This is a genomic window from Paraburkholderia agricolaris, assembly GCF_009455635.1.
GTDB classification, from domain to species: Bacteria; Pseudomonadota; Gammaproteobacteria; order Burkholderiales; family Burkholderiaceae; genus Paraburkholderia; species Paraburkholderia agricolaris.
In genome coordinates this window covers 2,477,858-2,492,764 of sequence record NZ_QPER01000002.1, presented here as the reverse complement: position 1 = coordinate 2,492,764, position 14,907 = coordinate 2,477,858, and the positions used below count along the sequence as shown (strand labels likewise).

Here is a 14,907-nt window from a genome sequence, read left to right as displayed (position 1 = left end):
TCGCGCCATGCAGGCGTTGGTGCTACCGATCTAGCATATTGGCTGACTCACCCATCCTGGCTGATTCACCCCTCCCTTACCGGCATTCTTTCGGGCGCGTTTCATGTGGATCGTCAACGTAGCGCTTAAGCGGCCATACACGTTCATCGTGATGGCCATTCTGATCCTGCTGGCGACGCCGTTCGTGCTGTTGACCACGCCGGTCGACGTGTTGCCGGAAATCAATATTCCGGTGGTCAGCATCATCTGGAGTTATACGGGCTTGTCGGCCGAGGACATGGCCAACCGCATCACGTCCGTCAACGAGCGCAGTCTGACCACCACGGTCAACGACATCGAGCACATTGAATCGCAGTCGCTGGCGGGCATCACGATTCTCAAGGTGTTCCTGCAGCCGAATGCGAATATCCAGACCGCGATCGCGCAGACGGTGGCCGTCGAGCAGGCACAGCTCAAGCAGATGCCGCCGGGTGCGACACCGCCTCTTGTGATCAGCTATTCGGCCTCCAGCATTCCGGTGATCCAACTCGGCTTGTCGAGCCCGAAGCTTTCCGAGCAGGCGCTCAACGACACCGCGCTGAACTTTTTGCGTCCGCAACTGGTAACGATTCCGGGCGCGGCGGTGCCCTATCCGTACGGCGGCAAATCGCGTCTGATCTCGGTCGACCTCGACACGCGCGCGTTGCTTGCGAAGGGCCTGACGCCTTCGGATGTGGTCAACGCGTTCAACGCGCAAAACCTGATTTTGCCGACCGGCACGGCCAAGATCGGGCCGAAGGAATACACGATCAATATGAACGGCTCGCCCGCTACGGTGGAAGGGCTCAACGATATTCCGGTACGCACGCTCAATGGCGCGACGACCTATCTGCGTGAAGTGGCGCACGTGCGCGACGGTTTCTCGCCACAGACCAATATCGTGCGGCAGGACGGACACCGCGGCGTGCTGATGTCGGTGCTGAAGAACGGCAGTGCGTCGACCCTCTCGATCGTCAATACCTTGCAGGGCCTGCTGCCGAGCGCGCGCGCCGCGTTGCCGCCGGACTTGCACATCACGGCCCTGTTCGATCAGTCCGTGTTCGTGAAAGCGGCGGTGCAGGGCGTGGTGCGCGAGGCGCTGGTTGCCGCCGCATTGACCGCGGCGATGATTCTGCTGTTTCTCGGCAACTGGCGCAGTACCTGCATTATCGCGATTTCGATTCCGCTGTCGATTCTGTCCTCGCTGATCGTATTGCACGCGCTCGGGCAAACCATCAACATCATGACGCTGGGTGGTCTCGCGCTGGCGGTCGGGATTCTGGTCGACGATGCGACGGTGACGATCGAGAATATCGAACGGCACCTGCATATGGGCACGAATCTGCACGATGCGATTCTCGACGGCGCCGGCGAAATCGCGATCCCGGCGCTCGTTTCGACGCTGTGTATCTGTATCGTGTTCGTGCCGATGTTCTTCCTGACCGGCGTTGCGCGTTATCTGTTCGTGCCGCTCGCCGAGGCGGTGGTGTTCGCCATGCTCGCCTCGTACATTCTGTCGCGTACGCTGGTGCCGACGCTGGCCATGCTGCTGATGGGCCATGCGCACAAGCCCAGGCCCAACGCCAAACCGAATCTGTTCCGGCGCCTCTATCTGCGTTTCGATAGCGGCTTCGAGCGCATGCGCTCCGCCTACATCATGATTCTCAGCAGCGTGCTGGTGCGCCGCGCGATGTTCGGCAGCCTGTTTCTGGGTTTCTGCGTGCTCTCGATGAGTCTCGTGTTCGTGCTCGGCGAAGACTTCTTTCCGAGCGTCGACGCCGGTGATATTCGTCTGCATATGCGGGCGCCGACCGGCACGCGGATCGAGGAAACCGCGCGTCTTGCGGACCAGGTCGAAGGTGTGATCCGCGAGGTCGTGCCGCCCGAGGAACTCGGCACGATTCTCGACAATCTCGGCTTGCCGTATAGCGGTATCAATCTGTCGTATAGCAACGCGGGCACGATCGGCACGCTCGACGGCGAAATTCAGGTGGCCCTGAACGAAGGCCACAAACCGACGCAGATCTACATGGACAAGCTGCGCACGCTCCTGCCGCAGCGCTTTCCGGGCGTCGAGTTCTTCTTTCAACCGGCCGACATCGTCACGCAGATTCTCAACTTCGGCCTGCCCGCCGCCGTGGATGTGCAGATTTCCGGGGCGGACCAGCTGGGCAACTTCGACGTTGCGCGCAAGCTGCTGAAACAGGTGCGAATGATTCCCGGCACGGTCGACACGCACATCCAGCAGAAGCTGGACGAACCCGCGATCAATCTTCAGATGGATCGCACCCGGCTGCAACAACTCAATCTGAGCGCGAGCAATGTGGCGCAAAATGTGCTCATTTCCTTGTCGGGCAGTTCGCAGACCTCGCCGGGTTTCTGGTTCAACAACAAGAACGGTGTCGAATACAGCGTCGCGGTGCAAACGCCGCAGTACCAGGTGTCGTCGATCGACGAGTTGTTGCGCACGCCGGTCTCGGGTTCCGCCAATGGGCCTACGCAATTGCTCGGCAACCTCGTACGGGTTTCGCCGCAGACGCAGTTCGCGGAAGTCACGCACTACAACATCAGGCCGGTGATCGACCTGTACGTCAGCGTCGAAAAGCGCGATCTCGGCAGCGTGGCCACCCAGGTCGACAAACTGGTGAACAACGTGCGGGCCTCGTTGCCGCGCGGCAGTCAGATTACCTTGCGCGGGCAGGTGCAAACCATGCGCAGTTCGTTCTTCGGTCTCGGAATCGGCGTGGCGATGGCCATCGTGCTGGTGTATCTGCTGATCGTGGTGAATTTCCAGTCGTGGGTCGATCCGCTCATCATTATCAGCGCGCTGCCCGCGGCATTGGCGGGTATCGCGTGGATGCTGTTCCTGACCGGCACGCATTTGAGCGTGCCCGCGTTGACCGGCGCGATCATGACGATGGGCGTTGCCACCGCCAACAGTATTCTGATGGTGGCGTTCGCGCGCCAGCGGCTGCAGGCCGGCGCACCGCCGCTTACCGCCGCGCTCGAAGCCGGTGCAAGCCGCATCAGGCCGGTGCTGATGACGGCGTTCGCGATGATTATCGGCATGATTCCGATGGCGCTCGGTCTCGGCGAGGGCGCCGAGCAAAACGCGCCGCTGGGCCGCGCGGTGATCGGCGGATTGCTGTTCGCCACCGTATCCACGCTGTTTTTCGTGCCACTGGTGTTCGCTAGCATTCATAGCCGCCTTGCGCGGCGTCACCGTGACGATGACGATATGGACACGACGGGCGGCCATGGCAACGACGGCCCCGCGCCGGATCATGGCGGCGAAGGCAAACCCGCGTAACGTTAATTGATGGCCGAAATGTACGGCTGATTGGAATGGCTGACTGAGATGACCGAAAAAACTCATGCATCGCTAGCGATTCCCGCGCGAGAAACCGAAGGCGGCCACGCGTTGCCGCCGCGTGGCCGCGAATGGAAGCGCGCCAAGATGGCGATCTGGATCGTGCTGGCGCTGCTCGCCATCGGTGCATTGCGCACGGTGATCGCGAATGTTCTGCAGAACCGTTCGGTTGCCGAAACGACGAAGCAGAACGCGGTGCAGTACGTGAACGTGGTGAGTCCGACGCAAACGGAAGGCGGTGGCGACACCTTGCTGCCGGGTACGTTGCGCGGCAATGTCGAGTCGCCGATTTACGCGCGCTCCACCGGTTATCTGCTGCACTGGTATGTCGATATCGGCACGCGGGTGAAGCAGGGGCAACTGCTGGCCGACCTGGATACGCCGGAAATCGATCAGGAACTCGCGCAGGCGCTGGCGCAGCGTCAGCAAACCAGTTCGAGTCTCGGCCTTGCCAAAAGCTCGCTGGACCGCTGGCAACAACTGCGTCAACGCGATGCGGTCTCGCAGCAGGAGCTCGACGAACGGCAGAGCACCTATACGCAGGACGTCGCCAACCTCGCTGCCGCCGATGCCAACGTGAAACGCCTGCAGCAACTGGAATCGTTCAAGCGCATCGTCGCGCCGTTCGCGGGTGTGGTCACGCAGCGCAATGTCGACGTCGGCGACCTGATCGATGCCGGCAGCGGCACGAGCCGCGCGCTGTTTGCTCTCGCGCAGTCGGATCCGTTGCGGGTCTATGTGCAATTGCCGCAGGCGTATGCGCAGAATGTTTCGGTGGGACAGAAGGTGGTGGTTACTCAGGCCGAATTACCGGGGCAGCAGTTCCACGGCACGATCACGCACATCTCCGGCGCGATCGACGTGCCGACCCGCTCGCTGCAAATCGAAGTGACCTTGCCGAATCCCGACGACAAGCTGCGGCCCGGTGCGTATGTGCAGGTGGCCGTGCCGGCTGTGGCCCATGCGAAATGGCTGGTGCCCGGCAATGCCTTGCTGTTTCGCGCCGAAGGTCCGCGGGTCGCGGTGGTCGACGACAAGGGCAATGTGGCCTTACGCAAGATCGTGATCGCGCAGGACCTGGGGCAGTCGCTTGAGATCGAGAGCGGGATCGAGGGTAACGACAGGATCATCATCAACCCGAGCGATTCGATCGCGGACGGCGATCACGTGCAGATCACGCAGCCGCAGAAAAACGGCAAGGGGGCGTCGTGATCGCGAAGCAGGCGAGCGCTGACCGGGCACTCACATCGTCAACGACACGAGCGGCTCTCAGCGCGCTGGCGGCGGCCGCGAGCGCGGCCTTGCTGGCCGCGTGCACGGTCGGCCCGGATTATCAGCGACCGCAAGCCGAGGTGCCGCCCAGTTGGCAAACCGATTCATACTGGCGCGTCGCGGCACCTTCGCATGCGCCGATCACGCCGGACTGGTGGAGCACGTTCGGCGATCCGACGCTCGCCGCGCTGGAAACGCAGGCGCTCGCGCAGAATCAGACGCTGGCCGCGGCAAGCGCGCACTATGAGCAGGCCAAAGCCACGCTCGCCAATACGCGTGCGCAGCAGATTCCCGAGGTCGATCTGAGCGCGACCGGCTCGCGCTTCCGCATTTCGCAGAACCGGCCGCTAACGAATTACGCCACGCCGACCATGTCGACGGTGCAGAACAATGTGCAACTCGGCCCAACGATCAACTACGACACCGATCTATTTGGCCGGATACGCCGTGAAGTGGAAGGCGCCACGGCTTCGGCGCAACAGTCGGCCGACGACCTCGCCAACGCGCGGCTCGTCCTCACTACCGATCTCGCCACCGACTATTTCTCGCTGCGTGAACTCGACGCCGAGATCGACGTGCTGAATCAATCGGTGAAACTGCAGCAGAAGGCGCTCGATTACGTCACGGCCGAGCACGATCTCGGTTCGGTGTCGGGGCTCGACGTGTTGCAGCAGAAGTCGCTGCTCGATTCGACCCGCGTGCAGGCGCAACTGCTGCTGAACCAGCGCGCGCAGGAAGAACATGCGATTGCCGCGCTGGTCGGCGTACCCGCGCCGCAGTTCGCAATCGAGTCTCGAGTGCTCGCCACGCAGGTGCCGCCGATTCCGCTTGGTTTGCCGAGCGACGTATTGCAGCGGCGCCCGGATATTGCCTCGGCCGAGCGCGCGATGGCGGCGGCGAATGCGCAGATCGGCGTCGCCAAGGCGGCGTTTTTCCCGAGCCTGACGCTGATGCCGGGCATCGGCTGGGAAAGCACGCAGTTCGCCAGCCTGCTGAGCGCGCCGACGCTGATGTGGACACTCGGCGCGACGGTCGGCCAGGTGCTGTTCGACGGCGGCCGCCGCGCAGCCAACGTGAAATACGCGAGCGAAGGCTACAAGGCGACCGAGGCGAACTACCGGCAAACCGTGCTGAGCGCATTCCAGCAGGTGCAGGACGGCATCACCGGTCTGTCGGTGCTGGACGGCGCGGCGAAGCAGTCGCACGAGGCGGTGACCGATGCGCAGCATCTGCTGGCGCTCGCCAACGACCGTTATTCGGGCGGCCTCGTCGCCTATCTCGACGTCATCACCGCGCAGCAGTCGCTTCTCACCAGCGAGCGTCAGGACGTGCAGATTCATGGTCAGCAGATGACGCTGTCGGTGTCGCTGGTGAAGGCGCTCGGCGGCGGCTGGGATGGTGCTGGCACGGACATGTCGGGCACGCAGCAGCCCGGCGAAGCAACCAACGCAGCGAACGCAGCGAACGCGACGAACACGAAGGAGGCGATGGCTCCCGCGAAGTGAGCCTCCCGACGAATGACACGGCCAGACAGGAAGGCGGAAAACGGAAAACGAGGCGTTTCGTATAATGCAGGTACAAGGGGACGCGCATGAAATTGCTGATCGTTGAAGACGAGCATAAGGTGGTGGACTACCTGCGCTCCGGTTTGACAGAGCAGGGCTGGGTCGTCGACGTCGCGCTCGACGGCGAGGAAGGCATGCATCTGGCCACCGAATTCGATTACGACGTAATCGTCCTCGACGTGATGCTGCCCAAACGCGACGGTTTCAGCGTGCTCAAGGCGCTGCGCATGCGCAAGTCGACCCCGGTCATCATGCTGACGGCCCGCGACCATGTGAACGACCGCGTGCGGGGTTTGCGCGAAGGCGCGGACGACTACCTCACCAAACCCTTTTCCTTTCTCGAACTGGTCGAGCGGCTGCATGCATTGGCGCGCCGCACGCGCTCGCAGGAATCCACACTGATTTCCGTGGGCGATCTGTTCGTCGATCTGATCGGCCGCCGCGCTACCCGCGACGGCGTGCGTCTCGATCTGACCGCCAAGGAATTCCAGTTGCTCAGCGTGCTGGCGCGCCGCCAGGGCGACATTCTCTCGAAGACCGCGATTACCGAACTCGTGTGGGACGTCAACTTCGACAGCCATACGAACGTGGTCGAAACCGCGATCAAGCGGCTGCGCGCCAAACTCGACGGCCCGTTTTCCTCGAAGCTGCTGCACACCGTGCGCGGCATGGGCTACGTGCTCGAAGTACGTGAAGAGGCAGAGCAAACATGAACCGTTCTATTGCCCGCCGCCTTGCGCTGATGTTCGCGCTGGTGGCGCTGCTCGTGTTCACGCTGGTGGGCACCGGGCTCTTTGTGGTGTTGCGCACGCAACTTCAGCATCACCTGCGCGAGTCGCTCGACGATCGCACGGAGATCGCGCGCATCATCGTCTCTCATGCGGTGACGCCGGAAAAGTGGCGCATGGCGCGTGAAAAACTCACCGACATGACACCGCGCGACGGCAGCACCATCTATGCGGTGTCGAGTGCCGATCCGTATTTCCACTACGGCAAGCTGGTCGAGGGCCCCGTGGTATCGAGCTGGGCGGGCGGATACGCGACTATTGCACCAGCCGGCGGCGGCGCGGACATGCTGACCATTACCGTGCCGATAGCGGCTAATGGTGCGCGCCCAGCGGTGCAATTGCAGGTCGCCGCCAGTTGTTCGCCCAACTTCCGCACCATGCGCGTGTTCGGCTCGGCGCTCGCCGCGCTGTCCGCGTTGGGCAGTCTCGCCGTGCTGCTGCTGAGTTACTCGGTCACCCGGCTGGGTCTCGCGCCGTTGACGCGCTTGACGCGAGATGCGTCCGCAGTGAGCCCGAACAACCGCTCGCAACGTCTGAATACCGCTTCGCTGCCGCTCGAACTGAACGATCTGGCCAACTCCTTCAACGGCGCACTCGAACGTCTGGACGGCGCTTATGGCCGCCTCGAATCGTTCAATGCGGACGTCGCTCACGAACTGCGTACGCCGGTGACGATTCTGATCGGACAGACCGAAGTGGCATTGACGCGCAACCGCTCGGTCGACGATTTGCGTCATACGCTGCAATCGAATCTCGAAGAGTTCGAACGCATGCGCGCGATCATCAACGACATGCTGTTCCTCGCCCGTGCCGACCAGGGCGAGCGCGCGACGGGCCTCGTCGAAGTGTCGCTGGCCGCGGAAGTCGCGCACACGCTGGAGTTTCTGGAGATCCCGTTTGAAGAAGCCCGCGTGCACGCGCAGTTGCGCGGCGATGCGGTGGCGCGCGTGAACCGCTCGCTCTTTGGGCGCGCGTGCACGAATCTGCTGATGAACGCGATCCAGCACTGCGCGCCTGGCGCGGCGATCACGGTGACGATTTCGAACACGCCGGATCAGGTGCGCGTGGCGGTGGCGAACCCCGGCGAGCCCATCGAGCCGGGCGTGCTCGAACACCTGTTCGACCGTTTCTATCGCGCGGAAGTGTCCCGCACCAATAGCCGCGAAAACCACGGGCTGGGTCTCGCGATCGTGAAGGCGATTGCGGAGATGCATCGCGGCGCGGTGTCGGCGGAAAGCGCGAACGGGATCAATACGTTCACGTTTTCGATTGCGGCCTCGAGTGTGGAAACCAGCGCGCCGGCGGCACGCGCGAATGCCGGTGTCGCGGCGGTAGCCGCAGGTTAATCGTCGCGGGTTAATCGTCGTTGGTGAAAGGCAAATCGGCCTGAACCGGTACGCGCGTCTTCACCGTTTGCGCATTGGCCGGTGTCAACGCGCTGACGCGCACACCCAGCAGCCGCAGCTTGCGGTTCAATTCCACCCGTCGCAGACACTCGGTTGCCGCGCGCCGGATCTCGGTGGCGTCGGCAGTCGGTTCGTCGAGCGTCAGGTCGCGCGTGACCGTGCGGAAATCGTCGTAGCGCAGCTTGATGCCCACCGTGCGGCCCACATAGCCCTTCCTCACCAGGTCTTCCGCCACCCGCACGCATAAGCCGGTAAACGAACTGGACAGGGCCGGCCGATCGTGGCGCGGATGCAGATCGCGCTCGAAGGTCGTCTCGCGGCTCATCGACTTCGGTTCCGATTCGACCACGACCGGCCGCTCGTCGTAGCCTTGCGCGACTTGCATGAGCCACGCCGAGTAGCTGCGCCCGAAATGATCCTGCAACAGGCCCGCGTCTGCCGCCGCCAGATCGCCGACCGTGGCGAGACCGAGCGCGGTGAGCTTTTCCGCGGCCTTCGGTCCGATCCCGTTGACCTTGCGCACCGGCAACGGCCATACCCGCAACGGCACGTCCGCCGGCGTCAGAATCGTGAGGCCGTTGGGTTTGTCGAGTTCGGAGCCGATTTTCGCCAGCAGCTTGTTCGGCGCGACGCAGATGGAGCAGGTGAGGCCGGTTGCCTGATTGACGGCCTGCTTGATGCGCGCGGCGATCTCGTGCGGCTCGCCGGGCAGCTCGGTGAGGTCGATGTAGATTTCGTCGATGCCGCGGTCTTCGATCCGGTCCGTGAAATTTGCAACCGCCGCCTTGAACAGGCGCGAGTAGTGGCGATACGACTCGAAATCGGTGGGCAGCAGAACCGCGTCGGGCGCGAGCACGGCGGCTTTCATCATGCCCATCGCGGAGAACACGCCGAGCGCACGGGCTTCGTAAGTGGAGGTGGTCACCACGCCGCGGCCCGCGTAATCGCGCAGCTTCGCAAAGCTGCGGCTGCCGTCTTCAAGCGTTTGCGGCGTGCCGTTGCGCCCGCCGCCGATCACCACCGCCTTGCCGCGCAGTTCGGGATAGCGCAGGAGTTCGACGGACGCGTAGAACGCGTCCATGTCCAGATGCGCAATACGGCGGCTTGCAGAACTCATGGATGGCGGATGGAATGACAGCACGGGCCGCGAGCATAACAGTCGATGCACGCGCCCGTTGCCCTATGGCATGGCTGCTGCGTTGGGCGCCTGATGTATCAGCCATGATGGGCCGTACGCCGGACGCCAAACCATAATACTACCTTGCTCCGCCCGGGCAAGGTGTCACGCGGCAAGCGTCAACCGCAAGCCGGCCTGGCTTTCTTGCATGCGTCCGCAAGCTGGGGCGGCGGGTCTTTCTTGAACACCGTCTTGTACGATTCGAGCACATTCGACTGAACCACCGGCAGAGACTGCACGCCGATCCAGGCCGGCGGCGTCTGGCCGATCAGCGCCTTCATCATCGCCATGGCCTCGGCCACGCCCTGATCGTACGGACGTTGCGAGCCGGTTGCCTTCAGCGGTCCGCCCTTGGCGATCTCGATTGCGGATTGCAGACCGAGGTCGACTGTCGTGACGGGAATATTCACCCCTTGTGCCCGCATCGACGTCAGCGTGTCGAGCGCCGGTTGATCCCAGACGGCGAACAGACCCTTGACGTCCGGATTGCCGGTCAGGAAATCGCCCGCGATCTGCCCCACCTTGGACGGATCCGTAAACGCGACCTGTTTGATCTTGATGTCGGGACGATTTTTCTTGAACCAGTCGTTGACGGCCTTGGTGCGCTCCGTCGTGCTGAAGTAGTCCACGCCGAAATTCACGAGCCCGATGGTGCCGCCTTGCGGCACACACGAGGCGAGCACCTTCGCCGCGATCTGGCCGTTGCCTTCGCTGTCGGCGGAAATCATCGACGCGTATTGCTCGGGATGCTTCAGGCCGGTCGGCACGTTGTCCATGAACACGAGCTTGATGCCGGCTTCGGACACTTTCTTGTAGGTGGCGGCCGTCGCCGTTCCGTCGACCGGGATGGAGATGATGCCGTCCGGATGGCGTTGAATGGTGTTTTCGATATCCGCGATCTGCTTGTCGACCTGGTATTCCGCCGACGCCGTGCCGATCACTTCCACGCCGTACTTCTTGAGCGTATCCGTGATGCCTTGCACCTGCAGTTGCGACCAGTCGAGATTCATGGTCTGCATCGAAATACCGACCTTGAATTTGCCGGCCTTGATTTTGGCGATGTCGGCGTCGCTCAGCTTGACGGCATCCACCGAGGCCGCTTTTTCGCCGTTCGGCCCTTGCCCGACAATCGTCTTCGGACCGATCGATCCGACCGGCAGACTCGTCACGCATTGCGCGTAGGCGCCCGGCGTTGCCAGTGCCATGAGGGCGGCTGCGGCGGCCGCCATGAGAGTGGGTAGAACGTATCCTGAGCCACGACGATGTTTCATGTTTCTTCTCCGTTGGTCTTCATGTTGGTGTTACGTCTCCTGCCATTCACGAACAGCGCGGGCACGCGAACTCACGCGCGATCGACGTGCCCTCGTCATTTTCTGGATCGCTTCGCGCTCATGTCCCGCTCATTTTCTGGTGAAGGCCACCGCCGCGACGATGATGGCCCCCTTGATCACCAGTTGCAGCGATGAACTGACACCGAGCAGCACCAGCCCGTTATTGAGCGTGCCGATGATGAGACTGCCGAGCAGCGTGCCGAGCACGAAGCCGCGGCCCCCGAACAGACTGCAGCCGCCGAGCGTCACCGAAGCGATCACGTCGAGCTCCATGCCTTGCACGACGTCGGGCCGTGCCGCATGCGAGCGTGCCGACAGCACGAGCGCGGCGAGTCCGGCCAGCATGCCGGTGAGAATGAAGGCGAGGGTGGTCACGCGTCGCGTGTTGATGCCGGAGTAGAGCGCCGCCGTCGGATTGCCGCCGGCTGCATAGATCTGCCGGCCGAACACGCTGTAATGCAGCAGCAGGATGCCGGCGATCACGGTCAGCACGGTCCAGATGATCGGCACCGGCACACCGGCAATGTCGCCCTCGCCGAAGATCGCGATGAACGAGTCGTTGGTGATGATCTCGGGCCGCGTGGTCGTCACCATCAAGGCGAGTCCGCGTGCGGCGCTCAAGGTGCCGAGCGTCACGAGAAAGGAGGGGATGTTCAGCCGCGTGCTCACGACCCCGTTGATCGCGCCGACAATCGCGCCGGTGCCAATACCCGCAATCGCGCCGACGATCCAGTTGTCGCCGACATACGCCATGGCAAGCGCCGCGGACATACCCGACAGCGCCAGTGTCGAGCCTACCGAGAGATCGATTTGCCGCGCGATGATCACAAAGGTCATGCCGACAGCGATGATCGACACGAGCGCGGTTTGCCGGCCGATATTCAGGAAGTTATCGATCGAGAGAAACCAGGGTGAAGCGAAGCTGAACACCACCAGCAGGATGGCGAACGCGCCGTACAGTGCATAGGGCCGCTCGCCTTGCAGCAGGAGTTGCGCGATGCGCCGCATGCGGCTCTTGCGCGGTGGCGATGCCTGCCGTTCGGCCGTCATCGGCGAGACAGAATCGTTCATTTTGAATGCGCCCTGGAAGAAGTCCCGCCGGGGGACTCGATGGAAGAACGGGACAACTGGATCAGGTGATGAAGCGCCTCGGCGTTGGCGAGATCGGCACGTTCGACGCTCTTGACGATCGAGCCGTCCACAACGATCGAAATCCGGCCACACAGGCGCAGCAACTCATCGAGGTCGGAGGACACGACGAGCACGGCGGTGCCCGCGTGCGCGGCGTCCTGGATCACGTCGTAGATCTCCTCGCGCGCGCCGACATCCACGCCGACTGTCGGTTCGTCGAGCAGAAGGATCCTGGGACGCGGGTGATTCCACTTTGCAAAGACCACTTTTTGCTGGTTGCCGCCGGAGAGGAATTTGACCGGGGTCGACGAACCCGGTGCCTTGACGGCGAGTTCCTGCATCGAGTGCTTCGCCTGATTGACGGCCGCCTGGCTGCGCAGCCACCCCCAACGGGAGAATTGCGGCAAGCGCGGCAAGGTCAGATTGCGCTCGATCGAATGGTCGAGAACGAGCCCTTCCAGATGACGATCTTCAGGCACCAGCGCGACCCCGAGCCGGATGGCTTCGGCCGGCGTCATACGTGCGCGGGATTGACCTTCGATCACGATCGCGCCTGCCTCGATCTTGCGAATGCCGAAGATGGTTTGCAGGATCTCCGTGCGTCCGCTGCCGATCAATCCCGCGAGCCCGTGGATCTCGCCGCGGCGAATCAGCAGATCGACGTGGCGAAGCCTGTCGTTGCTGACGTTCGACAACTTGAGCACGGGCGCAGCGGCGGCATGGAAGGTGGCCAGGGTTTGCCGCCCGAGACCCGGTTCGTCACCCGCCATGCCGGCAGCCGTCCGCTCCCGCGCCTGCAAGGCCGCATGACCGGGGCCGACGATGGCCGCGACCAGTTGCTTCATATCGGTGTGCGCGGTCTGGAACACTCCTGCGTTGGCTCCGTCGCGAAACACGGTGACACGCTGCGAAATCCTGAACACCTCGTTCAGACGATGCGTCACATAGATCACACCGACGCCGCGCTGTGTGACCGCGCGGATCGCGTCGAACAGAATCTGTTCCTCGCCGCCGGTCAGCGCCGAGGTGGGTTCGTCGAGAATCAGCACGCGCACGTCGCCCATCAGCGCCTTGCAGATTTCGGTCATTTGCCGGTATGCGAACGGCAATGCGCCAACGGGCGTGCGCGGGTCGAGCGGGATGCCGTGCGAGTGGAGGAATTCGCGGACGGTGGCCATCAGTTGCCGGTTCTTCACGAAACCGAGACGGGTGCGGGGCTCGCGCCCCAGCATCAGATTTGCGCCGACCGACAGCGATTCGACCAGGCTTAGATCCTGATAGACCACGGCAACACCGGCTTCACGCGAGCGCGCCGGCGAGTCGAACGCCACTTTCTGGCCGGCGATCTCGATGACGCCGTCGTCATAGGCATGCACGCCGCTGAGGATCTTGATCAGGGTGGATTTGCCGGCGCCGTTTTCGCCGAGCAACGCATGGACTTCGCCGGGCAATACGTCGAGGCTGACGCCGCGCAGCGCCTGCACGCCACCGAATCGTTTGGTGACGCCCGCAACACGGATCAATGGAACCTGAGGCGATGACGCGGCCGCGACCGCAACCGGCTCACTCATCTGACACGTCTCCTTCGTCGATACGGCGGAATCTTTCTCTTTGTATGGCGCTGATGGCCGAAACCGTTTTGTGATCTTCGCATCATGAATATGGTGCGTCAATAACATTTGTGGCGTGTGACAGCGCCTGATACCGGATTATGTGACGATTGAATCGGAAAGCTTGTGATAATTCTATCAATCGTTGTAGCATAAGTGCGAACAAACTTGTCGGCGGCCGTTGTGCGCCGCGTCAAATTTCCGGATGCCTTATGCCTGAAGCCCCTGTGCTTTCTTCTTCGGTCGTCACGCTGCGCGGCGGCCCGCTGGTTCATCCGGTGCGTAATCCGGGCCTGCCGTTCGACGCGTCCTGGCTGGACGGCTTGCGGGTCAATCAGTCCGCGGTCGAGCGGCGCACGGCCACGCTCGGAACCCGCCGCAGCGTCAAGAAAGATGCCCAGGCAGCCTGGCTGCTGAAGGCTGTCACCTGTATCGACCTCACCACGCTCAATGGCGACGACACCGAGGGGCGCGTGCGCCGCCTTTGCGCGAAGGCGCGCCAACCCGTGCGGGCCGATCTGCTCGAAGCGCTCGGCATCGCGCCGCACGGCATCACCGCGGGCGCGGTGTGTGTTTATCACCGCTTCGTCGCGGCGGCGGTGGATGCGCTGCAGGGCAGCGGCATTCCGGTCGCCGCAGTATCGACAGGATTTCCGGCCGGACTGATTCCGCATCCGCTGAAGCTGAAAGAGATCGAGGCGTCGGTGGCGGACGGGGCGCAGGAAATCGACATTGTCGTCACGCGTGAATATGTGCTGACCGGCAACTGGCAGGCGCTCTACGACGAGGTGCGCGAGTTCCGCGCGGCCTGCGGTCCGGCACACCTGAAGGCGATTCTGGCCACCGGCGACATCCGCACGCTCTCCAACGTGGCGCGCGCCTCGATGGTCTGCATGATGGCCGGCGCCGACTTCATCAAGACGTCGACCGGCAAGGAAGGGGTCAACGCCACGCTGGATGTCTCGCTGGTGATGGTACGCATGATCCGCGAATACCAGCAGCGCACCGGTGTGCCGATCGGCTTCAAGCCGGCGGGCGGTGTGTCGAGCGCGAAGTCCGTGCTGTCCTATCAGATTCTCATGAAGGAGGAACTGGGCCGTCCGTGGCTCGAACCGGAACTGTTCCGGATCGGCGCATCGAGCCTGCTGGCCGATATCGAACGCCAGCTCGAACATCACGTGAGCGGCCGTTACTCCGCTTTCAACCGCCACCCCGTAGCCTGAACAGAAGACCGATCTC

General features: G+C 63.1%; 10 protein-coding genes. 6 read left to right on the top strand and 4 right to left on the bottom strand.

What is annotated here, in order from left to right:
• Positions 1-103 precede the first annotated feature (103 nt).
• From GH665_RS32420 to GH665_RS32400, 5 genes are all read left to right on the top strand, one after another.
• Positions 104-3,328, top strand: a complete 3,225-nt coding sequence (locus GH665_RS32420) for an efflux RND transporter permease subunit (RefSeq protein ID WP_153141204.1) — start codon at positions 104-106, stop codon at positions 3,326-3,328.
• 48 nt (positions 3,329-3,376) lie between these two features.
• The gene (locus tag GH665_RS32415; protein ID WP_153141203.1) at positions 3,377-4,600 is read left to right on the top strand and encodes an efflux RND transporter periplasmic adaptor subunit; all 1,224 of its coding nucleotides are present in this window, start codon (positions 3,377-3,379) and stop codon (positions 4,598-4,600) included.
• Between the two features lie 65 nt (positions 4,601-4,665).
• Positions 4,666-6,165, top strand: a complete 1,500-nt coding sequence (locus GH665_RS32410) for an efflux transporter outer membrane subunit (protein WP_153142406.1) — start codon at positions 4,666-4,668, stop codon at positions 6,163-6,165.
• A gap of 86 nt (positions 6,166-6,251) precedes the next feature.
• Entirely contained in the window at positions 6,252-6,938 is a 687-nt protein-coding gene (locus tag GH665_RS32405; RefSeq protein ID WP_153141202.1) for a heavy metal response regulator transcription factor, read from the top strand.
• Positions 6,935-8,359, top strand: a complete 1,425-nt coding sequence (locus GH665_RS32400; protein WP_153141201.1) for a heavy metal sensor histidine kinase — start codon at positions 6,935-6,937, stop codon at positions 8,357-8,359. The genes GH665_RS32405 and GH665_RS32400 overlap by 4 nt, the downstream gene beginning before the upstream one ends.
• 10 nt (positions 8,360-8,369) lie before the next feature.
• On the opposite strand, the gene dinB is transcribed toward GH665_RS32400, so the two are convergent.
• The 4 genes from dinB to GH665_RS32380 form a co-directional block, all read right to left on the bottom strand.
• Positions 8,370-9,536: a DNA polymerase IV gene (dinB, locus tag GH665_RS32395; protein WP_153141200.1), complete on the bottom strand. Its 1,167-nt coding sequence runs from the start codon at positions 9,534-9,536 to the stop codon at positions 8,370-8,372.
• Positions 9,537-9,715: 179 nt separating this feature from the next.
• The gene (locus GH665_RS32390) at positions 9,716-10,867 is read right to left on the bottom strand and encodes a substrate-binding domain-containing protein (RefSeq protein ID WP_153141199.1); all 1,152 of its coding nucleotides are present in this window, start codon (positions 10,865-10,867) and stop codon (positions 9,716-9,718) included.
• 129 nt (positions 10,868-10,996) lie between these two features.
• The gene (locus GH665_RS32385; protein WP_153141198.1) at positions 10,997-11,998 is read right to left on the bottom strand and encodes an ABC transporter permease; all 1,002 of its coding nucleotides are present in this window, start codon (positions 11,996-11,998) and stop codon (positions 10,997-10,999) included.
• On the bottom strand, positions 11,995-13,629 hold the full coding sequence (locus tag GH665_RS32380; RefSeq protein ID WP_153141197.1) for a sugar ABC transporter ATP-binding protein: 1,635 nt from the start codon (positions 13,627-13,629) through the stop codon (positions 11,995-11,997). Before GH665_RS32380 ends, GH665_RS32385 begins: the two co-directional genes overlap by 4 nt.
• A gap of 251 nt (positions 13,630-13,880) precedes the next feature.
• Between GH665_RS32380 and deoC the strand changes: the two genes are divergently transcribed.
• Positions 13,881-14,891, top strand: a complete 1,011-nt coding sequence (gene deoC, locus GH665_RS32375) for a deoxyribose-phosphate aldolase (RefSeq protein WP_153141196.1) — start codon at positions 13,881-13,883, stop codon at positions 14,889-14,891.
• Positions 14,892-14,907: the final 16 nt, after the last annotated feature.

Excerpts from the sequence above, each read along its gene's own strand:
- GH665_RS32415 (WP_153141203.1), top strand. The coding sequence starts at position 3,377 with ATGACCGAAAAAACTCATGCATCGCTAGCGATTCCCGCGCGAGAAACC.
- GH665_RS32420 (WP_153141204.1), top strand. The coding sequence starts at position 104 with ATGTGGATCGTCAACGTAGCGCTTAAGCGGCCATACACGTTCATCGTG.
- GH665_RS32390 (WP_153141199.1), bottom strand. The coding sequence starts at position 10,867 with ATGAAACATCGTCGTGGCTCAGGATACGTTCTACCCACTCTCATGGCG.
- GH665_RS32385 (WP_153141198.1), bottom strand. The coding sequence starts at position 11,998 with ATGAACGATTCTGTCTCGCCGATGACGGCCGAACGGCAGGCATCGCCA.
- GH665_RS32400 (WP_153141201.1), top strand. The coding sequence starts at position 6,935 with ATGAACCGTTCTATTGCCCGCCGCCTTGCGCTGATGTTCGCGCTGGTG.
- deoC (WP_153141196.1), top strand. The coding sequence starts at position 13,881 with ATGCCTGAAGCCCCTGTGCTTTCTTCTTCGGTCGTCACGCTGCGCGGC.
- GH665_RS32405 (WP_153141202.1), top strand. The coding sequence starts at position 6,252 with ATGAAATTGCTGATCGTTGAAGACGAGCATAAGGTGGTGGACTACCTG.
- dinB (WP_153141200.1), bottom strand. The coding sequence starts at position 9,536 with ATGAGTTCTGCAAGCCGCCGTATTGCGCATCTGGACATGGACGCGTTC.
- GH665_RS32380 (WP_153141197.1), bottom strand. The coding sequence starts at position 13,629 with ATGAGTGAGCCGGTTGCGGTCGCGGCCGCGTCATCGCCTCAGGTTCCA.